Raw genomic sequence first — 23,715 nt, 5'->3', positions numbered from 1 at the left:
GCGGGCCGCCTCACGGGCAGCGGATGACCTGGCCCGCGTAGGAGAGGTTGCCGCCGAAGGCGAAGAGCAGGACCGGGGCGCCGGCCGGGATCTCGCGCCGTTCGACCAGCTTCGACAGGGCCAGCGGTACCGAGGCCGCCGAGGTGTTGCCGGAGTCCACGACATCGCGTGCGACGACCGCGTTGACCGCGCCGATGCGCTCGGCGACCGGCTCGATGATCCGCAGGTTCGCCTGGTGCAGGACGACGCCTGCCAGGTCGGCGGGGAGGATGCCGGAGCGTTCGCAGACCGTGCGGGCGATGGCGGGCAGCTGGGTGGTGGCCCAGCGGTAGACGGTCTGGCCCTCCTGGGCGAAGCGGGTGGGCTCCCCTTCGATGCGGATGGCGTTGCCCATCTGCGGGACCGAGCCCCACACGACGGGGCCGATCAGCGGCTCGTCGGACGCGGAGACGACGGCCGCGCCCGCGCCGTCGCCGACCAGCACGCAGGTCGAACGGTCCGTCCAGTCGACGACGTCGGTGAACTTCTCGGCCCCGATGACCAGGGCGTGGGTCGCCGAGCCGGCGCGGATGGCGTGGTCGGCGGTGGCCAGCGCGTGGGTGAAGCCGGAGCAGACGACGTTGATGTCCATCGCCGCGGGCGCCCGGAGGCCGAGCTTCGCGGCGACCCGGGCCGCGGTGTTCGGGCTGCGGTCGGTGGCCGTGCAGGTGGCGACCAGGACCAGGTCGATGTCCTCCGCGGCGAGTCCGCTGGCGGCGAGGGCCTTGGCGGCGGCCTCGCTCGCCATCGCGTCGACGCTCTCATCGGGGGCGGCCACGTGACGGGTGCGGATACCGACCCGGCTGCGGATCCAGGCGTCGTCGGTATCGACGATCTTGGCGAGATCGGCGTTGGTGAGCACGCCCGAGGGCTGGTAATGGCCGAGAGCCAGGAGACGTGACCCGGTCATGAGTTCCCGATCTGTACGTGGTCGGTGAGTACCCGACCAGTCTCACCCCTGGGGGGCGGCCGGTGGTTGCGTGATCTGCCAATCTTCTGCCCCCATAACTGGAGACATCCGACCGCCGCACCGCGGCTCCTTAACCCACCGGCCGAAGGGGTAACACACCCTACTGGGGGGTCTCGGCGACTCCCCGGGCGGCCCCTAGGCCGCGGGCCCGCCGTGAGCGTCCGCCAGTGCCCGGAAGCGGCGCAGGCGCAGGCTGTTGCCGACGACGAAGACCGAGGAGAAGGCCATCGCGGCGCCGGCGATCATCGGGTTGAGCAGGCCGGCGGCGGCCAGCGGCAGGGCGGCGACGTTGTAGCCGAAGGCCCAGAAGAGGTTGGTGCGGATGGTGCCGAGGGTGGCGCGGGCGAGCCGGATGGCGTCGGCCGCGGTGCGCAGGTCGCCACGGACCAGGGTCAGGTCGCCGGCCTCGATGGCGGCGTCCGTGCCGGTGCCCATGGCCAGGCCCAGGTCGGCGGTGGCGAGGGCCGCCGCGTCGTTGACGCCGTCGCCGACCATGGCGACCGAGCGGCCATCGGCGCGCAGCTTCTCGACGACGGCCACCTTGTCCTGCGGCAGCACCTCGGCGATGACCTCGTCGATGCCGACCTCGGCGGCGACCGCTTCGGCCACGGCCCGGTTGTCGCCGGTCAGCAGCACCGGGGTGAGGCCCAGCGCGCGCAGCCTGCGGACCGCTTCGGCGCTGGTGGGCTTGACCGCGTCGGACACGACGAGCACCGCACGCGCCGCGCCGTCCCAGGCGACCGTGACCGCGGTGGATCCCGCCGCCTCGGCCGCCGCCTTGGCCGCGGCCAGTTCCTGCGGCAGCCGCAGGCTCCAGTCGTCGAGGAGCCGCTCGCGGCCCACCAGTACGGCCCGGCCGTCGACGACGCCCTGGACGCCGAGGCCCGGTACGTTCGCGAAGTCCTCGGGGACCGGCAGCGGGCGGCCCTGCCCGGCCTCTTCGGCGGCGGTGGCGATGGCGCGGGCGATCGGGTGCTCCGACGCGTGCTCCAGCGCGCCGGCCAGCCGCAGTGCCTCGTCCCGTGTGACGCCGTCGGCGAGGTGGACGCCGGTCAGGGTCATCACGCCGGTGGTGACCGTGCCGGTCTTGTCCAGGACGATGGTGTCGACGGCGCGGGTGCTCTCCAGGACCTCCGGGCCCTTGAGCAGAATGCCGAGCTGGGCGCCGCGTCCGGTGCCGACCATCAGCGCGGTCGGGGTGGCCAGGCCCAGGGCGCACGGGCAGGCGATGATCAGTACGGCGACCGCCGCGGTGAAGGCCGCCGATGCGCCGGCGCCGCTGCCGAGCCAGAAGCCGAGGGTGCCGACGGCCAGGGCGATGACCACCGGGACGAAGACCGCGGAGATCTTGTCGGCGAGGCGCTGGGCCGCGGCCTTGCCGTTCTGCGCGTCCTCCACGAGCCGCGCCATCCGGGCGAGTTGGGTGTCGGCGCCGACCTTCGTGGCCTCGACGACCAGCCGGCCGCCCGCGTTGACGGTGGCGCCGGTGACCGTGTCGCCGGGGGAGACCTCCACGGGGACGGACTCGCCGGTGAGCATCGACGCGTCCACGGCGGACGAGCCCTCCAGTACCCTCCCGTCGGTGGCGATCTTCTCTCCGGGCCGTACGACGAAGTGGTCGCCGACCGTCAACTGCGCGGTGGGGATGCGTACTTCCCGGCCGCCGCGCAGCACCGCGACGTCCCGGGCGCCCAGCTCCAGCAGGCTGCGCAGCGCGGCGCCCGCCTTCCGCTTCGAGCGGGCCTCGAAGTAGCGGCCGGCCAGGATGAAGGTGGTGACTCCGGCGGCGGCCTCCAGATAGATGCTGCCGCTGCCGTCGGTGCGGGCGATGGTCAGCTCGAAGGGGTGCGTCATGCCGGGCTGGCCCGCGGTGCCGAAGAACAGGGCCCACAGCGACCAGCCGAGCGCGGCGAGGGTGCCCATCGAGATGAGGGTGTCCATGGTGGCGGCGCCGTGGCGGAGGTTGGTCCACGCGGCCCGGTGGAACGGCCAGGCCCCGTACGCGACCACCGGGGCGGCCAGGGTCAGGGACAGCCACTGCCAGTTGGTGAACTGGAGGGCCGGCACCATCGCCATCAGGACGACCGGGACGGACAGCACCAGCGAGATGATCAGCCGCTGCCGCAGCGGGGTGAGCGCGTCGGCCTCCTGGCCCGTGCCGTCCGGGGTGTCCTCATCGGAGGCGGACGGCGCGGCCGGCGGTTCGGGCAGTGCGGCGCTGTAGCCGGTCTTCTCGACGGTGGCGATCAGGTCAGCGGTGGCGAGGCCGCTGCCTTCCGCGATCTCCACCTTCGCCTTCTCGGTGGCGTAGTTGACGGTGGCGGTGACGCCTTCCATGCGGTTGAGCTTCTTCTCGACGCGGGCCGCGCACGAGGCGCAGGTCATGCCGCCGATCTCCAGCTCGATGTGCTGCTCTCCGATCGCGGTGGTCATGACTGCTCCTCGGGGTGCGCGTGGGGTGCGTGCTGCGGGGGTGTCTGCTGCGAGTGCGGCGCGGGCGCCTGCCGCGGGGTGGGGCCGGGGCCGGCCGCGCGGCCGATGCCGAAGCCGGCGGCGAGGACGACGAGCAGGACCAGCGCGTAGCCGCCGAGCGTGACCGGTGTGGTCGGGGCCGTCATGGAGTTCTCCTCATCGGGGGTTCCCGGAAGGCGGGGACGGCGGCGGCGGCCGGCGTCCATCAGGGGCAACCTTATACCCCCTAGGGGTATTCCGTCACGGCGTTCCCGCACCGTCCCCGGCCGCGCCGCCCACCCCGTCCGCCCCCGCCGCCCGGGTCACCCTGGCGCCCATCTCCCGCAGGTACGCCGCCAGCTCCGGCGGCTCGTGCACGGTGAAATCGCAGCCCAGCAGGGCCAGCCGGAGCGCCGGCCACTCCAGCGTGTCGGACGTCAGGCGCACCCGGCAGGAACCGGGACCGAGCGGTTCGACGCCGTCGGCCGCCGGGCCGCCCAGCCGCGCGCTGATCTCGGCGGCCGGCCCGTACACCGTCGCCACCACCCGGTGACCCGCCGCCATCCCCCGCATCCGCTCCTGGACGTAGGCGGCCGCGTCGGCGGCGGGCAGGTCGCGCGGCGGGGTGCGTACCCCGGTGGGGAAGGGCTCGCGCAGCCGGTCCACCCGGAAGATCCGCCAGTCCTCGCGGTCGTTGTCGTACGCGACGAGGTACCAGCGCCGGCCGGCCGCGACCAGCCGGTGCGGTTCGACGAGGCGGCCGGTGTCCTCGCCGGTACGGGCCCGGTAGCGGAAGCGCAGGCGTTCCCGGTTGGCGATGGCGGCGGCCAGGACGGTCAGGTGCGCGGGGTCGACGGTGGGGGTGCCGTCCGCCGGCATCGGGACGGTCGCGGTGCCGAGGGTGCCCACCCGCCGCCGCAGCCGGGCGGGCAGCACCTGTTCGAGCTTGGCCAGCGCCCGTACGGACGCCTCCGCCATCCCCGTGACGGTGTGCGCGGCCGCCGAGCGCAGCCCGACGGTGATGGCCACCGCCTCCTCGTCGTCCAGCAGCAGCGGCGGCATGGCACGGCCGGCCGCCAGCCGGTAGCCGCCCCCCGCGCCTCGTGTCGCGTGCACCGGGTAGCCGAGCTCGCGCAGCCGCTCGACGTCGCGGCGGATGGTCCGCGGGGTCACGCCGAGCCGGCCCGCCAGCTCACTGCCGGGCCAGTCGCGCGGGGTCTGGAGCAGGGACAGCAGCCGCAGCAGGCGGGCCGAAGTGTCACTCATGGTGTCCATGATGCGCGGGGTGCAGGGGCCGATCGCTGGTGCCCCGGAGGGCCGCGGGAGCCACCCGGCGGGCCGGAAAATCCCGGGCGGGGCCGTACCCCGGGCGGATCCCGCGCGCCATACTGTCCCGGTGTCGATGATCAGCAACCTCCGCCGGGCCGTTCGGCTGCCGCAGCCGCGCACCCGCGGAGTCGACCTCAGTCACCCCGCGCGCTCGCCGCTGGGCTCCGCCGTCGTCAACTGCGTGGTGTACGAGGACGGCGTGCGGCAGCGCGGCGACCACCCGGCCGATGTGGCGATCCGGCGGGTGCGGGAGTCCGGTTCCGGCTTCGTGTGGATCGGTCTGCACGAGCCGTCGGAGACCGAATTCGCCGGGATCGTCGAGCTGTTCGGGCTGCACCCGCTGGCCGTCGAGGACGCCGTCCACGCCCGTCAGCGGCCCAAACTGGAGCAGTACGACGGCTCCCTGTTCACCGTCTTCAAGACCGTCCGCTACGTCGAGCACGACCAGCTCACCGACACCAGCGAGGTGGTGGACACCGGCGAGATCATGGTCTTCACCGGCGCCGACTTCGTGATCACCGTGCGGCACGGCGGACACGGTTCGCTCGGGCCGCTGCGCGAGCAACTGGAGAGCGCGCCCGAGCAGTTGGCGATCGGCCCGTCGGCCGTGCTGCACGCCATCGCCGACCTCGTGGTGGACGACTACCTCGACGCCGTCGCCGCGGTCCAGGACGACATCGACGACGTCGAGAGCGAGGTCTTCGCCGCGCGGGGCGGCCTCGGGGCCGGGCGGATCTACCAGCTCAAGCGCGAACTGCTCGAACTCAAGCACGCGGTCGCCCCGTTGGACCGGCCGCTCCAGGCGCTGGCCACCCAGTCGATGCCGCTCGTCGACCTGCGGATCACCACGTACTTCCGGGACGTGGCCGACCACCTCGACCGGGTCATCGAGCAGATCACGTCCTTCGACGAGCTGCTCAACTCCATACTCCAGGCGCACCTCGCCCAGGTCACCGTGGCGCAGAACGAGGACATGCGCCGGATCAGCGCCTGGGTCGCGATCCTGGCGGTGCCGACCATGGTCTGCGGCATCTACGGCATGAACTTCACGTATATGCCGGAAGAGCACTGGACCTTCGGATATCCGCTGGTCGTGGGCATGACCCTGCTGATCTGCTGGGGCATCCACCGCGGCTTCAAGCGCAACGGCTGGCTGTAGGGCCTGCCGTGTGGATCAGGCCGGATCAGGGAGCGGCGGCCGCAGCCACCGCTCCCGGGTCGGCTACCGGCCCGCGACGTGCCGCGGCCGTGCCGCGCCCCAGCCGATCACGATCTGCGGCACCAGCAGCACCAGCAGCACCACGACCGGCACCGTCCAGCTCCCCGACGCGTCATGCACCGCGCCCAGGACGGCGGGCCCGGTGGCCGCGAGGATGTAGCCGAAGCACTGCGCCATGCTCGACAGCTGCGCGGTGTGCCGGGCGTCCGGCGCGCGCTGGACGATGAACAGCAGCGCCAGGCTGATCGCGGCACCCTGGCCGAGCCCCAGCAGCGTCATCCAGACGTACGCGCCGCCGACCGGTGCGACCAGCAGCCCCGCGAATCCGGCCGCGCACAGCAGCGCGCCGATACCGGCCAGGATGCCGGCGCGCAGCCGCCGTCCGACGATCACGGGACCGAGGAACGAGCCCGCGATCCCCAGCAGGGACGAGAAGGAGAGCATCCAGCCGGCGTCGCCCGTGGCCATCCCCGCGTCCTCCAGCACGGTCGGCAGCCAGGCGGCGGCCGCGTAGTAACTCAGCGACTGCAGGCCCATGTAGCCGGTGACCTGCCAGGCCAGCGGGTCGCGCCACAGGCCGCGTACCGGATGCGCCGCCTGCCGGGCCGCCTCGGCGGAGACCCGGGTACGGGAGCGGAGCTGCGGCAGCCAGAAGACGATCGCCAGCACCGCGAGCGCGCCCCAACAGGCCAGCGTGGCCTGCCAGCTGAGCCCGGCGGCCTGCTGTACCGGCACCGTGACACCCGCCGCCAGCGCGGCGCCGCCGAACAGCGACATGGAGTAGAGGCCGGTCATCAGCCCGGAACGGGTGGGGAAGTCCCGCTTGATCAGGCCGGGCAGCAGCACGTTGGCGACCGCGATGCCGGCGCCGATCACCACCGTCCCCGCGAACAGCGCCACGACCGAGTCGGCCAGCCGCAGCGCGGTCCCGGCGCAGATCAGCACCATCGTGCCGAGCAGCGAACGCTCCATCCCCAGCCGGCGGCCCAGCCGCGGCGCGACGGGCGCCAGCAGGCCGAAGCACAGCAGCGGCAGCGCGGTCAGCAGGCTGGTGGCCGCGGCCGACATCCCGCTGTCGTCGCGGATGGTGCCGGCCAGCGGGGAGACCGCCACGAGCGCCGGGCGCAGATTCAGTGCCAGCAGCACGACGCCGACGGCGACGTACAGGGCGCGCCGGCCGGTGACGCCGGGTGGCGGCGGGGCCGGGGCCGGGGCCGCGGGCTGCTCAGCGACGGTGGCTATCGGTCCCTCGGTGGCCATCGGGCCCGGATCAGGCATGGTCGTCGTCTCCTGTGTCGTGCGGTATCCGCGGGGCGCCGGATGCGGCATCGGCGCCGCCCGCCGCGCCCCGCAGTGCGTCCATCGCTTCGGTGAGATGCGCCAGCGCCACCCGCTCGGCGGCCTCCGCGTCGCGCGCCTCGATGGCGTCCACGAGGGCGGTGTGCGCGTCGAGTTGGTAGTGCACCGCATCGGGCAGATGCGCGCCGAGCACCGCCTCCAGCGTCCCGCGCAGCGCATCGGTGAGATGCGCGTACAGCTCGGCCAGCACGGTGTTGTGCGTGGCCTGCGCGATCGTCTGGTGGAAGCGCACATCGGCGTCGATGAAGGCGGCGGTGTCGCCGCCGCGCCAGGCCACGACGCGCTCGTCCAGGACCGCGCGCAGTGCGGCGAGGTCCTCGTCCGTGCGGCGCCCTGCGGCATGCCGCGCCGCGTCCCGCTCCAGGCCGGCGCGCACCTCGTACGCCTCCAGGCTCTCCGCCCGGCGCAGCCTGCGCCGGACGGCGGCGCCGAAGTCGCTGCTGGCGCGGACGTAGGTCCCGTCGCCCTGACGCGGCTCCAGCATCCCGGTGTGGACCAGCGCGCGGACCGCCTCGCGGACGGTGTTGCGGCCGACGTCGAGCTGCTCGACCAGCGCGGGCTCCGGCGGGATCTTCGCCCCGACCTGCCATTCGCCGTCGGCGATCAGCGCCTCCATCTGCTCGATGACGAGACCCACCAGGCTGGTTCTGGCAGTGCTGCGCAGGGGCATGGAACGCCGTCCTCCGTGTCACGGCGCCCCGCGGATCCGCTGACGCTCACCGAATTCTCCCGGAGATGGGAACATCCCATGTTTGGCTCTGTCAAACGATCAAACGGCCGGGACCGCCGCCACCCGCTGTGACCCGCCACAGAGCGCCACGCACGCGAACGCGGCGGGGCCGGGAAGAGCCCCACCGCGTACGGGTGCGTGTGTGCCGGGAGGTGTCAGGCCGCCTTGCCGAAGCGCAGGCCGGCCAGGCCGTTCGCCCAGAGCTGGTTCACCTGGGCGCGCTCGTTCGCGTCCGGCTGGGTGTTCTGGCAGGACGGGCCGGGGCCGCCGCCGGACATCAGCTCGCTGCACGGGCCCTCGTAGTGGTCCGGCAGACCCAGTACGTGGCCGGTCTCGTGCGCCACGACGCGGGTGGAGTTGTACTCCTGGTTCTGCTTGTAGTCCAGGAAGACGAAGCCGCTGCCGTGGCCGTCGGTGCTGGCGTACGAGCCGCGCGGGTCGTCGCCCTCCTTGTACTGGAAGTCGCCGCCGCTGCCTTCCTGGAGCTTCACGTTGCTCACCGCGCTGTTCCAGATCTGCGCGGCCTGCCCTATCTGGCTCGTGAACGTCGGGGCGGCGCTCGCGTCATAGGTGACGGTGACCGAGGCCGCGTTCGGGTGCGCCTTCATCTTGGCCTTGGCCGACTTCATGACGGCCTCGAAGAATGCCTTGGTGTCGGCCTTCTCCGCGGCCGAGCCGGTGTAGGCCGCGATCGAGGCGCGGGTGCTGTGCGGGGAGGGGGAGGCGGCGGTGGTCGCCGATGCCGGTACCGCTGCGGCGAGCGCGGCGGCGAGGCCCAGGCCGAGCGCTGCCGACAGCGCCGTCTTGGGAGATCTCATGTGGGGGCTCCTTAATTTCCGAGGGCTACGGCCGCCGTGTGGGGCGGCGGCCGGGGCCCCGGATTTCTTGGTGCCGCTGAGTCTGGGGGCAGTTCACCCGCGGGACGGAGATGCCAGGTGGCGATAGTGCCGGTCAATACCCTTGGGGAAAGGGAGAGTTCATACCGTTTTAGGAGGCTGGTGTGACGCGTACATGCATCGTTATGCTCCCGGCGTGGAGCTTGAGGTGAGGCACCTTCGCGCAGTGTGCGCCATCGCCGACCACGGCAGCGTACGGAAAGCGGCCCGGCAGCTGGGCATGACCCAGCCTTCCCTGACCACCCAGCTCCACCGGATCGAAAAGGCCCTGGGCGGCCAGCTGTTCTTCCGCCAGTCGACGGGCAGCCGGCCGACGCCGCTGGGGCACGTGGTGCTGTCCAGGGCGCGCCCGATAGTGGCCGACATGCGGGCGCTGGTCGACGAGATCGCCTCGGCGTCCGTCAGCGACCGCGGCGCCCGGCTGCACATCGGCAGCACCAGCAGCCGCGCGGTGGTCGGCTGGCTGCGCCGGCTGCGGCTCCGGCTGCCCGGCACCGACCCCGCCATACGGATCGACGTCTCGGCCAACGCGCTGCTCCAGATGGTCGCCGCGGGACAGCTCGACGTCGCCTTCGTCCACGAGGTCGAAGGCGCACCGCTGCGCGTCCCCCCGAACCTCGTCGAACATGAACTGATCGCCAGGGAACCGCAGTTCGTCGCCCTGCCGGACACCCACCCGGCCGTCGCGAAGGAGATCGTCGAGCTGGCCGACCTGGCCGACGACCCGTGGATGGTCGACCCGACCGTGGACGGCGAATGGGCCGGCCTGCGCCGCATCTGGTCGGCGGCCGGCGTCAACCCCCGTGTGGTGCACGGCGATTACCTCACCGCCGCCGACCTGGTGGCCGCCGGCGAGGTCGTCACCCCCTGCCAGCCGACCTCCCGCCCCCGGCACGGCATGGACATCCGCCCGCTGCGCGGCGACCCGCTGGCCGTCCGGCTGTTCATGGCCTGCCGCCGCGACGCCGTGCTCGCCGCCCCCGCCGAAGCCCTCTTCGCGGACCTCACCGCCTCGTACATGGAGATCGCCTGGGCGAGCGCGGCCTACCGCGCCTGGCTCGTCCGGCACGACGGCCCGCTGCCGGTCGCCACCTGACGCGGGGCGTCAACTCCCCGCCTGATCACCCTCGTCGGAGCCGTACCGGCGCGCCGGGCGAGCCACGTCGGCTCAGCGGGCGTCGCCCGGCGACGGCTCCCGGACGGCGGCGGCATGGATGGCGGTGATGATCCGCCGGGCCCACAGGTCGGGCTCCTCCGGGTCGAGGAGACCGGCGAGCCGCGCCATGTGGGACGCGCGCTGCTCCGCCGTCATGGTGAGCGCGCGGTGCAGTGTGCGGGTCAGATCGCGGGGGGAGCGGGGGTCGGTGAGCAGGGCGGCGGAGGCGAGCTGGCGGGCGGCTCCGGCGTGCCGTGACAGGACGAGGACGCCGTGCCGCCCGGTGGCGGCCTGGGCGGCGACGAACTCCTTGGCGGTGAGGTTCATGCCGTCGGCCAGCGAGGTCACCCAGAACACGTCGGCCGCGAGGTAGTGGTCGACGACGTCGGGGAAGGGGAGCGACAGGGGAAGGTATTCGACGGGCTCCCAACCGGGCCTGCGCCACCTCTTGTTCAGCTGTGTGATGGCCTCTTCGAGGCGGGTACGGGTGCCGTCGTGGGAACGGAGCCCCGGTTCCGGCGGCGGGCACACGAGCCGGAACCGCACCCGCCCCCGCATACCGGGCTCCTCGGCGAACAGCGCGTTCAGGGCGTGGATCTTCTGCAAAGGCGCCTTGGCGTAGTCGAGGCGTTCCACGGAGAGCACCAGCAGCGATCGGTCCTCGCGCACGGCCGGCACCGGACGGGAGCGGGCGAGTTCCGCGAGGGCGCGGCGGTCGATGCCCAGCGGGTGCACGCCGGTACGGGGCACGCGGCGGGCGGTGGCGAGGGTCTGCTCGAAGTGCCGGGCGAAGTCGGCGGTGTGGAAGCCGGCCCAGTCCAGGCAGGCGAGCGAGGCGCGTAACTGTTCCGCGTGGGGGAGGAGGGCGAACGTGGCGGGCGGCGGGAAGGGCGTGTGATGGAAAAGGCCCACACGCAGGTCGGGCCGCTCGGCACGCAGGATGCCGGGGACGAGCCAGAGGTTGTAGTCGTGCAGCCAGACCGTCGCGTCCCGGTCCGCGTGGACGCCGATGTGCCGCGCGAACGCCGCGTTGACCGCCTCGTAGTCGGCCCAGGCACCCGGCTCATGGCGCATCCGGCCCGGCTGGGACATCAGCACCGGCCACAGGGTCTCCTTGCACGCGGAGTGGAAATAGCGGGCCCACCGTTCGGCCGGAAGGGGCAGGAACGCCAGCGGGAGCTCGGGCGGTTGCTCCGTGGGACGCGGCCCGCAGCTGTCGTCCTCGACGAGAGCGGTGGCCCAGACCGCATCCAGCGGATCGGTGCCCGCACCGAAGAGGCTGCACAGGGTGGGCAGTATCCCGTTGGGGCTCAGGGGCGGCTGCCAGCGCCCGTCGGCCCAGCGCACGGGCGGGCGGTGATAGCCGATCACGACCGGGGAGCGGCGCGCCACCCAGCCCAGGCGGTGCAGCGCGTCCAGGATCGCCGCCGCTCCCTCGCGGCCGGGCGCGTGGACGTCGCGGCGGTGCGCGAGCTGTGCCTTGAGCGCCGGTTCGGCGTTGCCCATGACCACGCCGTGGGCGCCGATCCCGAAGAGCGAGAGGTCGTTGAGGGAGTCGCCCGCCACCAGGACCGAGGCCATGGGCCACCGCAGCTCGCGGGCCAGCAGCGTCACGGCACTGCCTTTGCCTGCCGACGGGGGCAGGACATCGAAGTAGCGGTCCGCGGAGTACCCCCAGACGCACCCGAGCTGCGTCACGGCGTCGATGAGGTCCTGCGTGAGGTCCTGGGGCCGGAGGTAGAAGGAACAGCGGCCGCTCTGGACCGCGTCCCTCTGGTGCACGAGGGCAGGAAAACGGGCCAGGGCCGCCCGCACGCGCGCCGCTCCCGGCCAGCCGGTGCGCAGCCGGCTCTCCAGGGCGTCGACGCGGGACAGATCGGCGGCGTCCACCACGCTCGCCCCGACATCGGCGATGATCCACCTCGGCCGGGGGACCAACGGGTCATCGGCCAGGAGTCGCTGGACGGAGGGGATCCCGCGGCCGGTCGCGAAGACGAGGGTGATCTCGGGATGCCGCTCCAGCGCCGCGCGCAGCCGGCGGCGCTCCTCGGCCGAACCGCCCAGCAGCGTCCCGTCCAGATCGGTCACCAGCACCCGGCTCTCGCCGTCCCCGGGCGCGGCCCACGCGCCGAAGTGCCCGCCCCCGTCGTGAGGCGCCGTCACGCGGTGCCCCCGGGCGGCCCGCGGAACACCGGGCCGCCCGAGTACGCACCGGCGGCCACCGCCCGCCCCGCGACAGCCGCTGCCGTCATCGGCCCGGCCGCCGCACCGGACACCCGGCCGACCCGCCGGTCGGCAGCCTGCCGTAGCCCGCGTCGTGCCGCCGGCGGATCGGCCCCACGTCCGCCCCTGGACGGCCTGACACGTAACTACCTGATTCCATAACGTGACTTTAAACGAGCCATGAACGAACGGCCGCCGTAGCAAAGGCACTTGACCGAAACGTTTCGCTCCACGCCGGGCACACACCGGAGGGGCGGTGGCCCTCGCCCCTCCGCGGCCGGGCGGAAAGAAAACCGCACCCGGTCCGTGGTGGACGCCGTTCTCGGCGGCCTGCGGACCGGGTGCGGACACGTGGGCGATACGACCCGCGCACATACGGGTCAGGCTGCCCGAGCCGGGATCAAGCCTTCTTGGTCTCCCAGAAGATCTTGTCGATCTGGGCGATGTGGTCCAGGGCCTTCTGGCCGGTGGCCGGGTCGTTCGAACCCTTGGCGGCGCTGAGGGCCTTGAGGGTGTCGTTGACCAGCTGGTGCAGCTCCGGGTACTTCTCGAAGTGCGGCGGCTTGAAGTAGTCGCTCCACAGCACCGAAACGTGGTGCTTGGCCAGCTCGGCGCGCTGCTCCTTGATCAGGACGGCGCGGGTGCGGAAGTCCGCATCCTCGTTGCCCTGGTACTTCTCCTGGACAGCCTTGACGGACTCGGCCTCGATGCGGGCCTGGGCGGGGTCGTACACGCCGCAGGGCAGGTCGCAGTGGGCGCTGACCTTCACCTTGGGGGCGAACAGGCGGGAAAGCATGTTCAGTCCTTCCTCGTGATCGTCTTCTCAGGTGCGAGATTACTCGGTGCGGGAAGGGTTTTCTCGGGCGCCCCGGGGGGCTTAGGGCGAAAGTCCGGTGTGCGGCCGGGACTGATGGAGGATGGAACGGTGAGCTGGCGGAACGAAGGACCGGTGAGCGGGCCGGGGCGGGAGGCATGGGTGCCGGAGCAGGTGCACGAGCGCGGGCCGGAGCGGGAGGGCGGTGCCGGGGGCCGGCGCGGGCGCCGTGGGCCGGTGGGGATGTTCGGTCTCGCCGAGGTCTACAACCCGTCGATGGTGCCGACCCTCCGGCCGGGTGACCAGCTGGTGGTGCAGTACGGCGCGGCGGTCCGGCCGGGTGACGTGGTGGTGGTGCGGCACCCGTTCCGGCAGGATCTGCTGATCGTGAAGCGGGCCGTGGAGCGGCGCGACGGCGGCTGGTGGGTGCGGGGCGACAACCCGTATGTCGTCAACGACAGCCGGGAGTTCGGCACGGTGCCCGACGAGCTGGTCGTCGCCCGTGCCCGGGTGCGGGTGCGGCCGCCGCGCGGGATTCAGCGGTCGCCGCTGGCGGTGGTCGCCTGGGCGCTGTCGGCGGTGCGGCCGCTGCGGGCGGACCGTTCGCTCTCCAGGCGCTTGCGGGCGCGGTAGGCGGCGACGTTGGCGCGGGTCGCGCAGCGGTCGGAGCAGTAGCGGCGGGAGCGGTTGGTCGAGGTGTCGAGGTAGACGTTGCGGCAGGGCCGCGCCTCGCAGATGCCGAGCCGGTCGACGCCGAGTTCGGTGAGGTGGAAGGCCAGGCCCATGCAGGCGGTCGCGGTGAAGCCTGCGGTGGCGTTGGCGGCCTGGTCGGCGATGTGCATGTGCCAGTCGGGGCGGCCGTCCTCGTCCCGGTACTCGTGGCCGGAGATCTGCGGGCTGACCGGGAATTCCATCATCAGGGCGTTGAGCAGGTCCACGGCCAGGACCTCGTCCCCGGCATCGGCGGCCTCGAAGACGGCGCGCAGCCGGGCGCGGACCGCCCGCAGGCGGGTGACGTCGCTGTCGGTGGCGCGGCGGGCGGCCCCCTGCGCCACGCCGAAGAGGTCCCGTACGGCGTCGACGGAGGTCAGGGTGTCGCCGCCGCGCTCGGGCTGCTCGGTGTTGACGAGCCGCACGGCGTAATCCGAGTAATAGGCCAGTTCCACTTGTAGTCCTTACCGGGTGCGGTCTATGGTGATCGAAGAGCCGTAATGGGCGTTATGGCTACGAGGGTATTACAAGCTGAAGGGGTTGTGATGACCGAGACCATCGCGGTCGCCGACTGGCAAGGGTGGCAGGACAGCTGGGACCGCCAGCAGGAGTGGTACATGCCCGACCGCGAGGAGCGGTTCCGGGTGATGCTCGACATGGTCGAGGCCCTGGTGGGCACCGCGCCCCGCGTCCTCGACCTCGCGTGCGGCACGGGCAGTATCTCCGACCGGCTGCTGAAGCGGTTCCCGGACGCCGAGAGTGTGGGCGTCGATCTGGATCCCGCGCTGCTGGCCATCGCGGAAGGGTACTTCGCGGACGAGTCCCGGGTCCGCTTCGTACGAGCCGATCTCAAGGACCCGGCCTGGACGGACAATTTGCCGCACGACACGTACGACGCGGTGCTCACCGCCACCGCGCTGCACTGGCTGCACACCGAGGACCTGCGCGGCCTCTACGGGCAGGTGGGCGGCCTGGTGCGGGACGGCGGCGTGTTCATGAACGCCGACCACATGCCGGAGGAGAGCACCCCGCGGATCAACGCGGCGGACCGGGCGCAGCGGCACGCGCGGATGGACCGGGCCAGGGAAGCCGGCGCGCTCGACTGGGCCGACTGGTGGCAACTGGCGGCCGCCGACCCGCAGCTGGCCGGGCCGACCGCCGAGCGGTTCGCGATCTACGGCGAGCACGCGGACGGCGACACCCCCTCGGCGCAGTGGCACGCCCAGGTGCTGCGCGACTCCGGGTTCGGCGAGGCGCGGACGGTGTGGCGCTCGCCGTCGGACGCGCTGGTGCTGGGGCTGAAGTAGCGCACGGCCACGGGGCCGCCGGGCCCTGGACGACGAAGGCGGTACGGCCCGTGCGGGCGCGTACCGCCTTCGTCGTGTGCCGGCGCCGCCGGGCTCAGAGCACCTTGGACAGGAACGACTTGGTGCGCTCGTGCTGCGGATTGCCCAGGACCTCGCGCGGGTGGCCGGATTCGACGACCACGCCGTCGTCCATGAAGACCAGCGAGTCGCCGACCTCGCGGGCGAAGCCCATCTCGTGCGTGACGACGACCATCGTCATGCCGTCGGCCGCCAGGTCCTTCATGACGTCCAGGACATCGCCGACCAGCTCCGGGTCGAGCGCCGACGTCGGCTCGTCGAAGAGCATCAGCTTCGGCTCCATCGCCAGCGCGCGGGCGATGGCGACCCGCTGCTGCTGTCCGCCGGAGAGCTGCGAGGGGTAGCCGGCCGCCTTGTCGGACAGGCCGACGCGGTCCAGCAGCTTGGTCGCGCGCTCCCGGGCCGCGGACCTGGACTCGCCCTTGACCTGGACCGGCGCCTCCATGACGTTCTCGATCGCGGTCATGTGCGGGAAGAGGTTGAAGCGCTGGAAGACCATGCCGATGTCCCGCCTGCGGGCGGCCACTTCGCGGTCGCGCAGCTCGTAGAGCTTGCCGTTGTGCTCGCGGTAGCCGACCAGCTCGCCGTCGACCGACAGGCGCCCCGCATTGACCTTCTCCAGGTGGTTGATGCAGCGCAGGAACGTCGACTTGCCGGAGCCGGACGGGCCGATCAGGCAGAAGACCTCCTGGGGCGCCACTTCGAGGTCGATGCCCTTGAGGATGTGGGCGGGGCCGAAGGACTTGTGGACACCCTCGGCCTTGACCATCGGGGCGCCGGACGTCCCGGCCGTCTTGCTGGTGGACTTCGTGGTGGTCACGCGGCACCTCCGGCGCGGTGGAAGCCGCCGGACAGCTTCGCCTTGGCGCGCTGGAGCGGAGTGGGCGGCAGCTGGCGGCTGGAGCCGCGGGCGTAGTAGCGCTCCAGGTAGTACTGGCCGATGCTCAGGACGGTCGTCGCGATGAGGTACCAGGCGGCGGCCAGGATCAGCATCTCGACGACGACACCGGAGTCGCGGCCGACGTTCTGCGCGGCCTGGAGGAGGTCGTAGTACTGGACGGCGATGACCAGGGACGAGGTCTTGAGCATGTTGATGACCTCGTTGCCGGTCGGCGGCACGATCACCCGCATGGCCTGCGGCACGATGATCCGGCGCAGCGTCTTGCCGTGGCTCATGCCCAGCGCGTGCGCCGCCTCGGTCTGGCCCTCGTCGACCGCGTTCAGGCCGGCCCGGCAGATCTCCGCCATGTACGCCGCCTCGTTGAGCCCGAGGCCCAGCAGCGCGCACAGGAACGGGGTCATGAAGTCCGACCACTCGTCCTTGTAGATCGGCATGATGTCGATGTACTGGAAGACCAGGCCGAGGTTGAACCACAGGAACAGCTGGACGTAGACCGGCGTCCCGCGGAAGAACCAGACGTAGAACCACGCGACGGTCGAGGTCACCGGGTTCTTGGACTGGCGCATCACCGCGAGGATCACGCCGAGCACGATGCCGATGATCATCGAAAGCAGGGTGATCAGCAGGGTGTTGCGCAGACCCTTGAGGATGTCCGCGTTGAAGAGGTACTCCGGGATGGCGTCCCAGTTGACGTTCCCGGTGGCGAAGGCCCGGCCGAGCAGCACGATCACCGCGATGACGACGACCGCCGCCACCCAGCGCCCGTAATGGCGCACGGGTATCGCTTTGATGGACGGGGGTGGGGGCGGTGGGCCGGCCGGAGACCGGTCCGACTTGTCGACGTCAACTGACACGGGTGCTGCCTTTCAGCGTTCGGCGGGAGTGGCGCGGGGAGTGCGGCGGCGGCTCAGGAGCCGCCGTTGAGCTTCACGTCCTTGACCGCCGCTTCCTTGACGTCCCACTTGTGGAGGACCTTGGCGTACGCGCCGTCCTTGAGAGCGCGCTCCAGCGCCGCCTTGAGGGCGTCGCGCAGCTTCTCGTGGCCCTTGGGCACGGCGATGCCGTACGGCGCGGCCTTGACCGGCGCGCCGCCGACCATCTGGAAGTCGTTGCCGTGGCCGGAGACCTTCACGGCGTACGCGGCGACCGGGTAGTCGCTGGAGACGGCGTCCACGCCGCCGGTACGCAGCCGGGTCTGGGCCTCGGAGTCGTTGTCGAACGCCTCCATCGCGATGGGCGGTTCGCCGTTCTTCTCGCACTTCTTCGACTGGTCCTTGGCCAGGTCGTGCGAGACCGTGCCGCGCTGCACCGCGATCTTCTTGCCGCACAGCGCGTCCCAGCCGTCGATGCCCCGGGTCTTGCCCTTCTGGGTGTAGATCGAGACGCCGACGTCCAGGTAGTCGATGAAGTCGACACCCTCACCGATCTTCTTGCCTGTGGTGCTGTCGATGCCCTGCTGGCGCTCGCGGGTGTCGGTCATCGCCGACATCGCGATGTCGTAGCGGCGGGACTTCATGCCGCCCATGAGGGTGTCGAAGGTGGCGTTGTTGAAGTTGAGCTTGACGCCCAGTTCCTTGCCCAGCGCCGCGCCCAGATCGGGATCGATGCCCTCGATCGCGCCGTTGCTGCGGAACTCCACCGGCTTGTAGGTGATGTCCGAGCCGACCTGGATCAGGGCCTTCTCCTGGATGTCCTTGGGGAGCATTTTGTAGAGGGGGGCGCTGGTGTTGCGGTTCTTCTTCGCCTCGCGCTTGGCGATGGCCGCGTCAGTCTGGTCGCCGCAGGCCGTGAGCAGCAGCAGCGCGGCCGCGACCGCGGTCGCTCCGGCCACGGCTGAACGAGACCTGCCGGAGGCCGTGCGACGGGTGGGGCGTGCGGTCATGCTGATCCTCCTGCGGATGGGGAGAAAACCGACGAGCAGCATCCGGGGGAGGCGTTGGGGGCGCCACGGCCTCGGTTGATGACGGAATCCTGCCACCAGGGATCCGGTATTCGGACTGCCGTTCAGGTCAAAATCGGATAACGGACGAGGGCGCTCCCGGTCGCGCCGCCGAACTCCGCCGACGGTGCCCGGATGCGGGCACGGAGGGGCGGCGCTGGACCGCCGCGCGACGTCTCGGGATGTGGACACCATGGGACAACCTTCCGCCTTTTCATCCCTTTCAGCCCTATTGTCGGAGCGTCCGGGGGCGAGGTAACGAATCCGACTCGTCGAGGCCCGCGCCCGTCCGGTAGAAAGGTGCGCTACACCCCTCATCCGGGGCTCAGGGCGCGTGTGCGGCGCGCCCGGCGTCCGTACCTCCCCCCGCGCGGCGGCCATCCGTCACGCAGGGCACGGGCGCGGTGCCCGCCCACCCCTTAACCAGGGAGTGGTCACCCTCAATTGATTTACGAATAAAGGGGTTCACCAAGTGGCAGCGGAGATCGTCAATCCTCGCAGCGACAGCAACACCGGCGCGGACGAGAGTGCGGACAGTGCGTCCGACACCTTCTTCGACCCGGCCTTCGCGCTGCACCGAGGCGGCAAGATGGCCATCCAGGCCACCGTCCCGGTCCGCGACAGGGACGACCTGTCCCTCGCGTACACACCGGGCGTCGCCAAGGTGTGCAGCGCCATCGCCGAACAGCCCGAGCTGGTCCACGACTACACGTGGAAGTCCCAGGTCGTCGCGGTCGTCACGGACGGCACCGCGGTGCTGGGCCTGGGCGACATCGGCCCGGAGGCATCCCTCCCCGTGATGGAGGGCAAGGCCATCCTCTTCAAGCAGTTCGGCGGTGTGGACGCGGTGCCGATCGCGCTCGCCACCACCGACGCCGACGAGATCGTCGAGACCGTCGTCCGGCTGGCGCCCTCCTTCGGTGGCGTCAACCTGGAGGACATCTCCGCTCCCCGGTGCTTCGAGATCGAGCGCAAGCTCCAGGAGCGGCTGGACATCCCGGTCTTCCACGACGACCAGCACGGCACCGCCGTCGTCACGCTGGCCGCCCTGCGCAACGCCGCCACGCTCACCGGCCGTTCGCTCGGCCAGCTGCGTGCCGTCATCTCGGGCGCGGGCGCGGCCGGCGTCGCCATCGCCAAGATCCTCATCGAGGCGGGCATCGGCGACGTCGCCGTCTGCGACCGCAAGGGCGTCGTCTCGGTGGACCGGAACGACCTCACGGACGTCAAGCGCGAGGTCGCCGGCTTCACGAACAAGGGCAAGCTCGCCGGCTCCCTGGAGGACGCCCTGGACGGCGCCGACGTCTTCATCGGTGTCTCCGGCGGCACGGTCCCCGAGGAGGCGGTGGCGAAGATGGCGGAGAACTCGCTGATCTTCGCGATGGCCAACCCCAACCCGGAGATCCACCCGGACGTCGCCCAGAAGTACGCGGCCGTCGTCGCCACCGGCCGCAGTGACTACCCGAACCAGATCAACAACGTACTGGCCTTCCCCGGCATCTTCGCCGGCGCCCTCCAGGTGCGGGCCTCGCGGATCACCGAAGGCATGAAGCTCGCCGCCGCCGAGGCGCTGGCCGCCGTCGTCGCCGACGAGCTGAGCGCCGACTGCGTCATCCCCTCGCCGTTCGACGAGCGGGTCGCCCCGGCCGTCACCTCCGCCGTCGCGGCAGCCGCCCGCGCCGAAGGTGTCGCCAGGCGCTGACGGCAGCCGCCCGGCGGACCACCGCCGTGACACGACGGGCCGGGCCCGCACCTGAGACGGGTGCGGGCCCGGCCCGCCGCCGTATGCGGACGTGTTCCCGGAGCGGGCGCGCGGCGGACCCGGGCGGCGCGGGCGCGGTGCGCGTCACACCCGCGCCCGGTATCGCGGTGCGGACCGGCGGCCTACTTTGGGATCATGTTTGCTGCCTACGCCGCCCGCATCGACCGCGACCAGCCCCTGAACGGCCTCGAACTGGGTGAGCGCCCGGCCCCCGAGGCGCGCCCCGGCTGGACCACCGTCAACGTCAAGGCCGCCTCCCTCAACCACCACGACCTCTGGTCGCTGCGCGGCGTGGGGCTCGGCGAGGAAGCGCTGCCGATGATCCTCGGCTGCGACGCCGCCGGCACCGACGCGGACGGCAACGACGTCGTCCTGCACTCCGTCATCGGGCAGACCGGCCACGGCGTCGGCCCCGGCGAGCCGCGCTCCATCCTCACCGAGCGCTACCAGGGCACCTTCGCCGAACGGGTCGCCGTGCCCTCCTGGAACGTGCTGCCCAAGCCGCCGGAGCTGACCTTCGAAGAGGCCGCCTGCCTGCCCACGGCCTGGCTCACCGCGTACCGCATGCTCTTCACCAACGCCGGGGTGCGGCCCGGCGACAGCGTCCTCGTCCAGGGCGCGGGCGGCGGCGTCGCGACCGCGGCCATCGTGCTGGGCGCCGCGGCCGGACTCCGGGTCTTCGCCACCAGCCGCGACGAGAGCAAGCGGAAGCGGGCCGAACAGCTGGGTGCCGAGGCGGCGTTCGGCAGTGGAGAGCGGCTGCCGCAGAAGATGGACGCGGTGATCGAGACGGTCGGCGCCGCCACCTGGTCGCACTCGATCCGGTCGCTGCGCCCCGGCGGCACCCTGGTCATCTCCGGCGCCACCAGTGGATTCCACCCCGAGCGCACCGAACTCAACCGGATCTTCTTCCTGGAGCTGAAGATCGTCGGCTCCACCATGGGCAGCAAGGAGGAACTGGCCTCGTTGCTCGGCTTCTGCGCCGCCAAGGGCGTCCGCCCGGTGATCGACTCGACGCTGCCGCTGGACCGGGCGCGTGAGGGCTTCGCGAAGATGGCCGAGGGCGAGCTGTTCGGCAAGGTCGTGCTGACGGTCTGATGCGACGGACGGACGAGGGCGAAGTGGACGGCGGGATGCGGGTGTTGCGGGCCGACGGGCGGGCCGCCGCGCCCTGGAGCAACGGCGGCGGGGTGACCCGTGAGGTCGCCGTCCGGCCCAGGGGCGCGGCCTGGGACACGTTCGACTGGCGGGTGAGCCTGGCCGATGTCACCCGGGACGGCCCGTACTCGCCGCTGCCCGGCATCCGCCGGATCCTGACCGTCGTCGACGGCGCGGGCGTGGAGCTGACGGTCGACGGCAGCCCGCACCGACTGCCCGGCCGCTTCCGTCCGTTCGCCTTCTCCGGCGCCGCGCCCACCGGCTGCCGACTCCTGGACGGCCCGATCGTGAACCTGAACGTGATGCTGCGGGAGGGACGCGCGGGGGCGACGGTCGAGATCGTGCGGGGCGCGGGGGAGGTGCCGCCGGAGGAGGGGCGGGAGGTGCTGGTGGTGGCCCTGGAGGGCTCCGCGACGGTGACGGCCCGGCCGGAAGGCCCGAGGGCGGGCGATGCGTCCCGGGCCCAACTCGGCCGTTTCGACGCCGGGTTGCTGCCCGAGCGCTGGTCGGCCGTGCTGCGGACGGAGGGCGTCGCCGCGGTGATCACGCTGACGGCGGGCGGGGCGGGCGTCTGACCACGGGGGCGGGCCCCGTCGGACCGTGGCGTCTGCGGGCGGGGCCACATTGACCAGGCTGTGGTGCTGGCGGTAGCGCGGCGGGCCGGGGGGCGTACCCGCCGCCGGCAGCGTCATGCCGGGCAGCTCCACGACGAGGCCGGCGAGCCGCGCCGACACGTCACCGCCGACGCACGCGCGCCAGGCCGAAGTGCTTTCTTCTTCCGCGTGGTTGAGTACCCGGCTGCCGTCCCGGCTCAGAGGGAAGTGCGCGCCGAGCAGTCCCGGCACCTGCGCGTCATGGAGTACGTGGCCGCCGTCCGTGCTCAGGAACGCGGTGAGCAGAGCCCCGTGTCGGGGTCTCCTGATCGCCCCGGGCCGTGAGGGCCGCGTCGGCCGCGGCGGTCTGCACGGCGGGGGCGGGGGCGATCCAGGAGCTGATCAGGGCGGTGCCGGCGTCGGGGTGCCGGACGTCAGGGAAAGCGGTGGTGCGGGACATGGCGTGCTCCGTTCCTCGGGGCGCTTCGGAGCCGTTCCCCTCAAGTGCGCTTGAGGTCAAGGGGGATGGGGTGGAGAACGGCGCGGGGGAGGCGGCGAGGGCGGTTGGCTTGAGGGCGGGCGGCTACGGGCTGCTTGCCCAGGCGGCGCCTGCGGGCACCGTCCCGCCCGGGGCGGCCCCGGCCGGTAGCGGGCCGTGCGGTAGCGGCTCGTGCGGTATCGGGCCGTGCGGTGCCGGTTCGTGCGGTATCCGCTCGTCCGGTATCGGCTCCTGCGGTGCCGGGGCGTTCGGGAGGAGGCAGTCCGGAACCGGGTGGTCCGCTGCCGTTCCGGCGGGGGCTGTTGCGCGGGTGAGCGTGTCACGGGAGGTCCTGGCGCCGGGGGCCTCGCCGGGGAGCAAGCCCACGGGCAGACCTCCCGGTGGTATGGCCCCTGGCGGCACGCCTCCCGGTGGCGGGCCTCCTGGGGGCGCGCCTCCCGGCGCCGTGCTTCCCGAAGGTGTGCTGTCCGGCGTCAGGATGCCCGAGGCGAAGACCGCGTCGGCCAGTGGGCGGAGCAGGTGTGCCAGCCGTTCGGCGCGGGCGCGGCCCAGGGCGCGCCAAGGGCCCGCCGCCAGTTGGTCCGTGAGCTGTTCCAGGGCCGCGCGCTCCCTGCGGCCGCGGAGGGTCGCGCTGCCGTCCGGGGCGATCCAGCCGCGGGCGGCGAGCCGGTCATGGGCGTCGCTCCACTCCTGGGCACTCCAGCCGCGGGCGGCGGCGGATTCCGGGGCGGCCCAGCCGCGGTCGGCGCCGGTGCCCGTCGCCGCGTGCGAGACCAGTGCCTCGCACGGGTCGAGGCCGCAGGTCAGCAGCGCCGCCAGATGGCCGTCGCCGCGGTGCTCGCGCAATACCGTGGCGGACTGCCACAGCATCAGATGCGGGGCGTCGGGCCAGGGCAGATCGAGGTTGGCGGCGGCCAGCGGGCGGGCCGCCGTACCGGCGTTCTCGGCGGCCCTGCGGGCCAGTTCGGCGGCCTCGGCGAGCTGGCCGCAGGTCAGCCGGTCGCCGAGCAGCCGGGACAGCACCCGGTCCACCGCCCGCAGCCGCGCGTCCAGCACTTCGGCGGGCCCGGCCGTCGACCAGATCCGCGGGATGTACTGGGCGATCAGACGCGGGCTGAACGTGTAGTACGTCGCGGCCACCAGCTCGGGGCCCGCGGCGCCCAAGGGGGCCGTGCGCCAGGCGAAATAGCGGGGCCAGCGCGACGTGATGTCGTAGCCGAGGCCCGCCGCGACCCGCAGGGCCTCGGGGGCGGAGTAGAGGGTGGCGTGCAGCGGTTCGAGCTGATGCCACATCCGGCGGGCGACCGAAAGGTAATCCGACATCGCTGTACCTCATGGCCTTCACGATGCGTGCAGACAAGGGTGGTTGGCGGTGGGGCGCGCCTGAGGGGCCTGGGCTTGTCCCCTCGCCGGGGCGTGCCGTACGGGCTCCGGGCCGGGCGGACCTCGCGGAACGTCCCGGCTCGGCACACGGCCTTCGGCCCGGATGCCGGTGGCCGGGGATGCCCTCGGGACCGCCGCCGGACGAAAAACCGTGCGATTGATGACGTTCCCCGATTACGCGCCGTAAATCCTGCCCGC

General features: G+C 72.5%; 20 protein-coding genes and 1 pseudogene. 7 read left to right on the top strand and 14 right to left on the bottom strand.

Features of this window, described 5'->3' with window-relative positions; translation table 11 throughout:
* Positions 1-10 precede the first annotated feature (10 nt).
* The 4 genes from LIU39_RS15250 to LIU39_RS15235 form a co-directional block, all read right to left on the bottom strand.
* Positions 11-949, bottom strand: coding sequence for a beta-ketoacyl-ACP synthase III (locus LIU39_RS15250; protein WP_227047248.1), 939 nt, complete (start codon positions 947-949; stop codon positions 11-13).
* A gap of 195 nt (positions 950-1,144) precedes the next feature.
* On the bottom strand, positions 1,145-3,442 hold the full coding sequence (locus LIU39_RS15245; RefSeq protein ID WP_227047247.1) for a heavy metal translocating P-type ATPase: 2,298 nt from the start codon (positions 3,440-3,442) through the stop codon (positions 1,145-1,147).
* Positions 3,439-3,627, bottom strand: a complete 189-nt coding sequence (locus tag LIU39_RS15240) for a hypothetical protein (protein ID WP_227047246.1) — start codon at positions 3,625-3,627, stop codon at positions 3,439-3,441. Before LIU39_RS15240 ends, LIU39_RS15245 begins: the two co-directional genes overlap by 4 nt.
* Positions 3,628-3,721: 94 nt before the next feature.
* Positions 3,722-4,726: a helix-turn-helix transcriptional regulator gene (locus LIU39_RS15235; RefSeq protein WP_227047245.1), complete on the bottom strand. Its 1,005-nt coding sequence runs from the start codon at positions 4,724-4,726 to the stop codon at positions 3,722-3,724.
* Positions 4,727-4,862: 136 nt separating this feature from the next.
* Between LIU39_RS15235 and LIU39_RS15230 the strand changes: the two genes are divergently transcribed.
* The gene (locus LIU39_RS15230; protein WP_227047309.1) at positions 4,863-5,948 is read left to right on the top strand and encodes a magnesium and cobalt transport protein CorA; all 1,086 of its coding nucleotides are present in this window, start codon (positions 4,863-4,865) and stop codon (positions 5,946-5,948) included.
* Positions 5,949-6,011: 63 nt separating this feature from the next.
* On the opposite strand, the gene LIU39_RS15225 is transcribed toward LIU39_RS15230, so the two are convergent.
* The 3 genes from LIU39_RS15225 to snpA all read right to left on the bottom strand — a co-directional run bounded on the left by LIU39_RS15225 (position 6,012) and on the right by snpA (position 8,915).
* The gene (locus tag LIU39_RS15225) at positions 6,012-7,286 is read right to left on the bottom strand and encodes a CynX/NimT family MFS transporter (RefSeq protein ID WP_227047244.1); all 1,275 of its coding nucleotides are present in this window, start codon (positions 7,284-7,286) and stop codon (positions 6,012-6,014) included.
* Positions 7,279-8,037 (bottom strand): FadR/GntR family transcriptional regulator, encoded by a 759-nt coding sequence (locus tag LIU39_RS15220; protein WP_227047243.1) that lies wholly within the window; start codon positions 8,035-8,037, stop codon positions 7,279-7,281. The genes LIU39_RS15225 and LIU39_RS15220 overlap by 8 nt, the downstream gene beginning before the upstream one ends.
* A 215-nt stretch (positions 8,038-8,252) precedes the next feature.
* Positions 8,253-8,915 carry a snapalysin gene (gene snpA, locus LIU39_RS15215; RefSeq protein WP_227047242.1) on the bottom strand — a complete coding sequence of 221 codons (663 nt, stop codon included), beginning with the start codon at positions 8,913-8,915 and terminating at the stop codon, positions 8,253-8,255.
* 193 nt (positions 8,916-9,108) lie between these two features.
* On the opposite strand from snpA, the gene LIU39_RS15210 reads away from it, so the two are divergent.
* On the top strand, positions 9,109-10,089 hold the full coding sequence (locus LIU39_RS15210; RefSeq protein ID WP_227047241.1) for a LysR family transcriptional regulator: 981 nt from the start codon (positions 9,109-9,111) through the stop codon (positions 10,087-10,089).
* A 72-nt stretch (positions 10,090-10,161) separates the two neighbouring features.
* Here the strand turns inward: LIU39_RS15210 and LIU39_RS15205 are convergent, their stop codons facing one another.
* Positions 10,162-12,312 (bottom strand): HAD-IIB family hydrolase, encoded by a 2,151-nt coding sequence (locus tag LIU39_RS15205; RefSeq protein ID WP_227047240.1) that lies wholly within the window; start codon positions 12,310-12,312, stop codon positions 10,162-10,164.
* A 460-nt stretch (positions 12,313-12,772) separates the two neighbouring features.
* Entirely contained in the window at positions 12,773-13,168 is a 396-nt protein-coding gene (sodN, locus tag LIU39_RS15200) for a superoxide dismutase, Ni (protein ID WP_227047239.1), read from the bottom strand.
* 180 nt (positions 13,169-13,348) lie between these two features.
* Here sodN and sodX point away from each other — a divergent pair, with 180 nt between their 5' ends.
* The gene (gene sodX / locus LIU39_RS15195; protein ID WP_227047308.1) at positions 13,349-13,819 is read left to right on the top strand and encodes a nickel-type superoxide dismutase maturation protease; all 471 of its coding nucleotides are present in this window, start codon (positions 13,349-13,351) and stop codon (positions 13,817-13,819) included.
* Here sodX and LIU39_RS15190 read toward each other — a convergent pair.
* Complete coding sequence (locus tag LIU39_RS15190; protein ID WP_227047238.1) at positions 13,723-14,352, bottom strand: CGNR zinc finger domain-containing protein; 630 nt, start codon at positions 14,350-14,352, stop codon at positions 13,723-13,725. The genes sodX and LIU39_RS15190 overlap by 97 nt on opposite strands.
* Positions 14,353-14,442: 90 nt before the next feature.
* Here LIU39_RS15190 and LIU39_RS15185 point away from each other — a divergent pair, with 90 nt between their 5' ends.
* Entirely contained in the window at positions 14,443-15,204 is a 762-nt protein-coding gene (locus LIU39_RS15185) for a class I SAM-dependent methyltransferase (protein WP_227047237.1), read from the top strand.
* A gap of 94 nt (positions 15,205-15,298) precedes the next feature.
* Here LIU39_RS15185 and LIU39_RS15180 read toward each other — a convergent pair whose 3' ends face one another.
* From LIU39_RS15180 to LIU39_RS15170, 3 genes are read right to left on the bottom strand one after another with little or no spacing between them, the layout of a single operon-like run.
* Positions 15,299-16,051 (bottom strand): amino acid ABC transporter ATP-binding protein, encoded by a 753-nt coding sequence (locus LIU39_RS15180; protein ID WP_227047307.1) that lies wholly within the window; start codon positions 16,049-16,051, stop codon positions 15,299-15,301.
* Between the two features lie 47 nt (positions 16,052-16,098).
* A complete protein-coding gene (locus LIU39_RS15175; RefSeq protein WP_227047236.1) occupies positions 16,099-17,037 on the bottom strand; it encodes an amino acid ABC transporter permease in 939 nt (312 codons plus the stop codon).
* A gap of 53 nt (positions 17,038-17,090) precedes the next feature.
* Positions 17,091-18,065: an ABC transporter substrate-binding protein gene (locus LIU39_RS15170; RefSeq protein ID WP_227047235.1), complete on the bottom strand. Its 975-nt coding sequence runs from the start codon at positions 18,063-18,065 to the stop codon at positions 17,091-17,093.
* A 529-nt stretch (positions 18,066-18,594) separates the two neighbouring features.
* On the opposite strand from LIU39_RS15170, the gene LIU39_RS15165 reads away from it, so the two are divergent.
* From LIU39_RS15165 to LIU39_RS15155, 3 genes are all read left to right on the top strand, one after another.
* Complete coding sequence (locus LIU39_RS15165; protein WP_227047234.1) at positions 18,595-19,824, top strand: NAD(P)-dependent malic enzyme; 1,230 nt, start codon at positions 18,595-18,597, stop codon at positions 19,822-19,824.
* A gap of 195 nt (positions 19,825-20,019) precedes the next feature.
* Complete coding sequence (locus LIU39_RS15160; RefSeq protein ID WP_227047233.1) at positions 20,020-20,982, top strand: zinc-binding dehydrogenase; 963 nt, start codon at positions 20,020-20,022, stop codon at positions 20,980-20,982.
* Positions 20,982-21,617 carry a HutD/Ves family protein gene (locus LIU39_RS15155; RefSeq protein ID WP_227047232.1) on the top strand — a complete coding sequence of 212 codons (636 nt, stop codon included), beginning with the start codon at positions 20,982-20,984 and terminating at the stop codon, positions 21,615-21,617. The genes LIU39_RS15160 and LIU39_RS15155 overlap by 1 nt, the downstream gene beginning before the upstream one ends.
* A gap of 976 nt (positions 21,618-22,593) precedes the next feature.
* Here the strand turns inward: LIU39_RS15155 and LIU39_RS15150 are convergent.
* Positions 22,594-23,457: pseudogene (locus tag LIU39_RS15150) on the bottom strand (SCO6745 family protein); the annotation flags it as partial.
* Positions 23,458-23,715 lie beyond the last annotated feature (258 nt).

Origin of the sequence: Streptomyces pinistramenti (genome assembly GCF_020564935.1) — a bacterium.
GTDB classification, from domain to species: Bacteria; Actinomycetota; Actinomycetes; order Streptomycetales; family Streptomycetaceae; genus Streptomyces; species Streptomyces pinistramenti.
The sequence above is the reverse complement of the archived record's forward strand: the minus strand, read 5'-3'. Positions and strand labels throughout refer to the sequence as shown.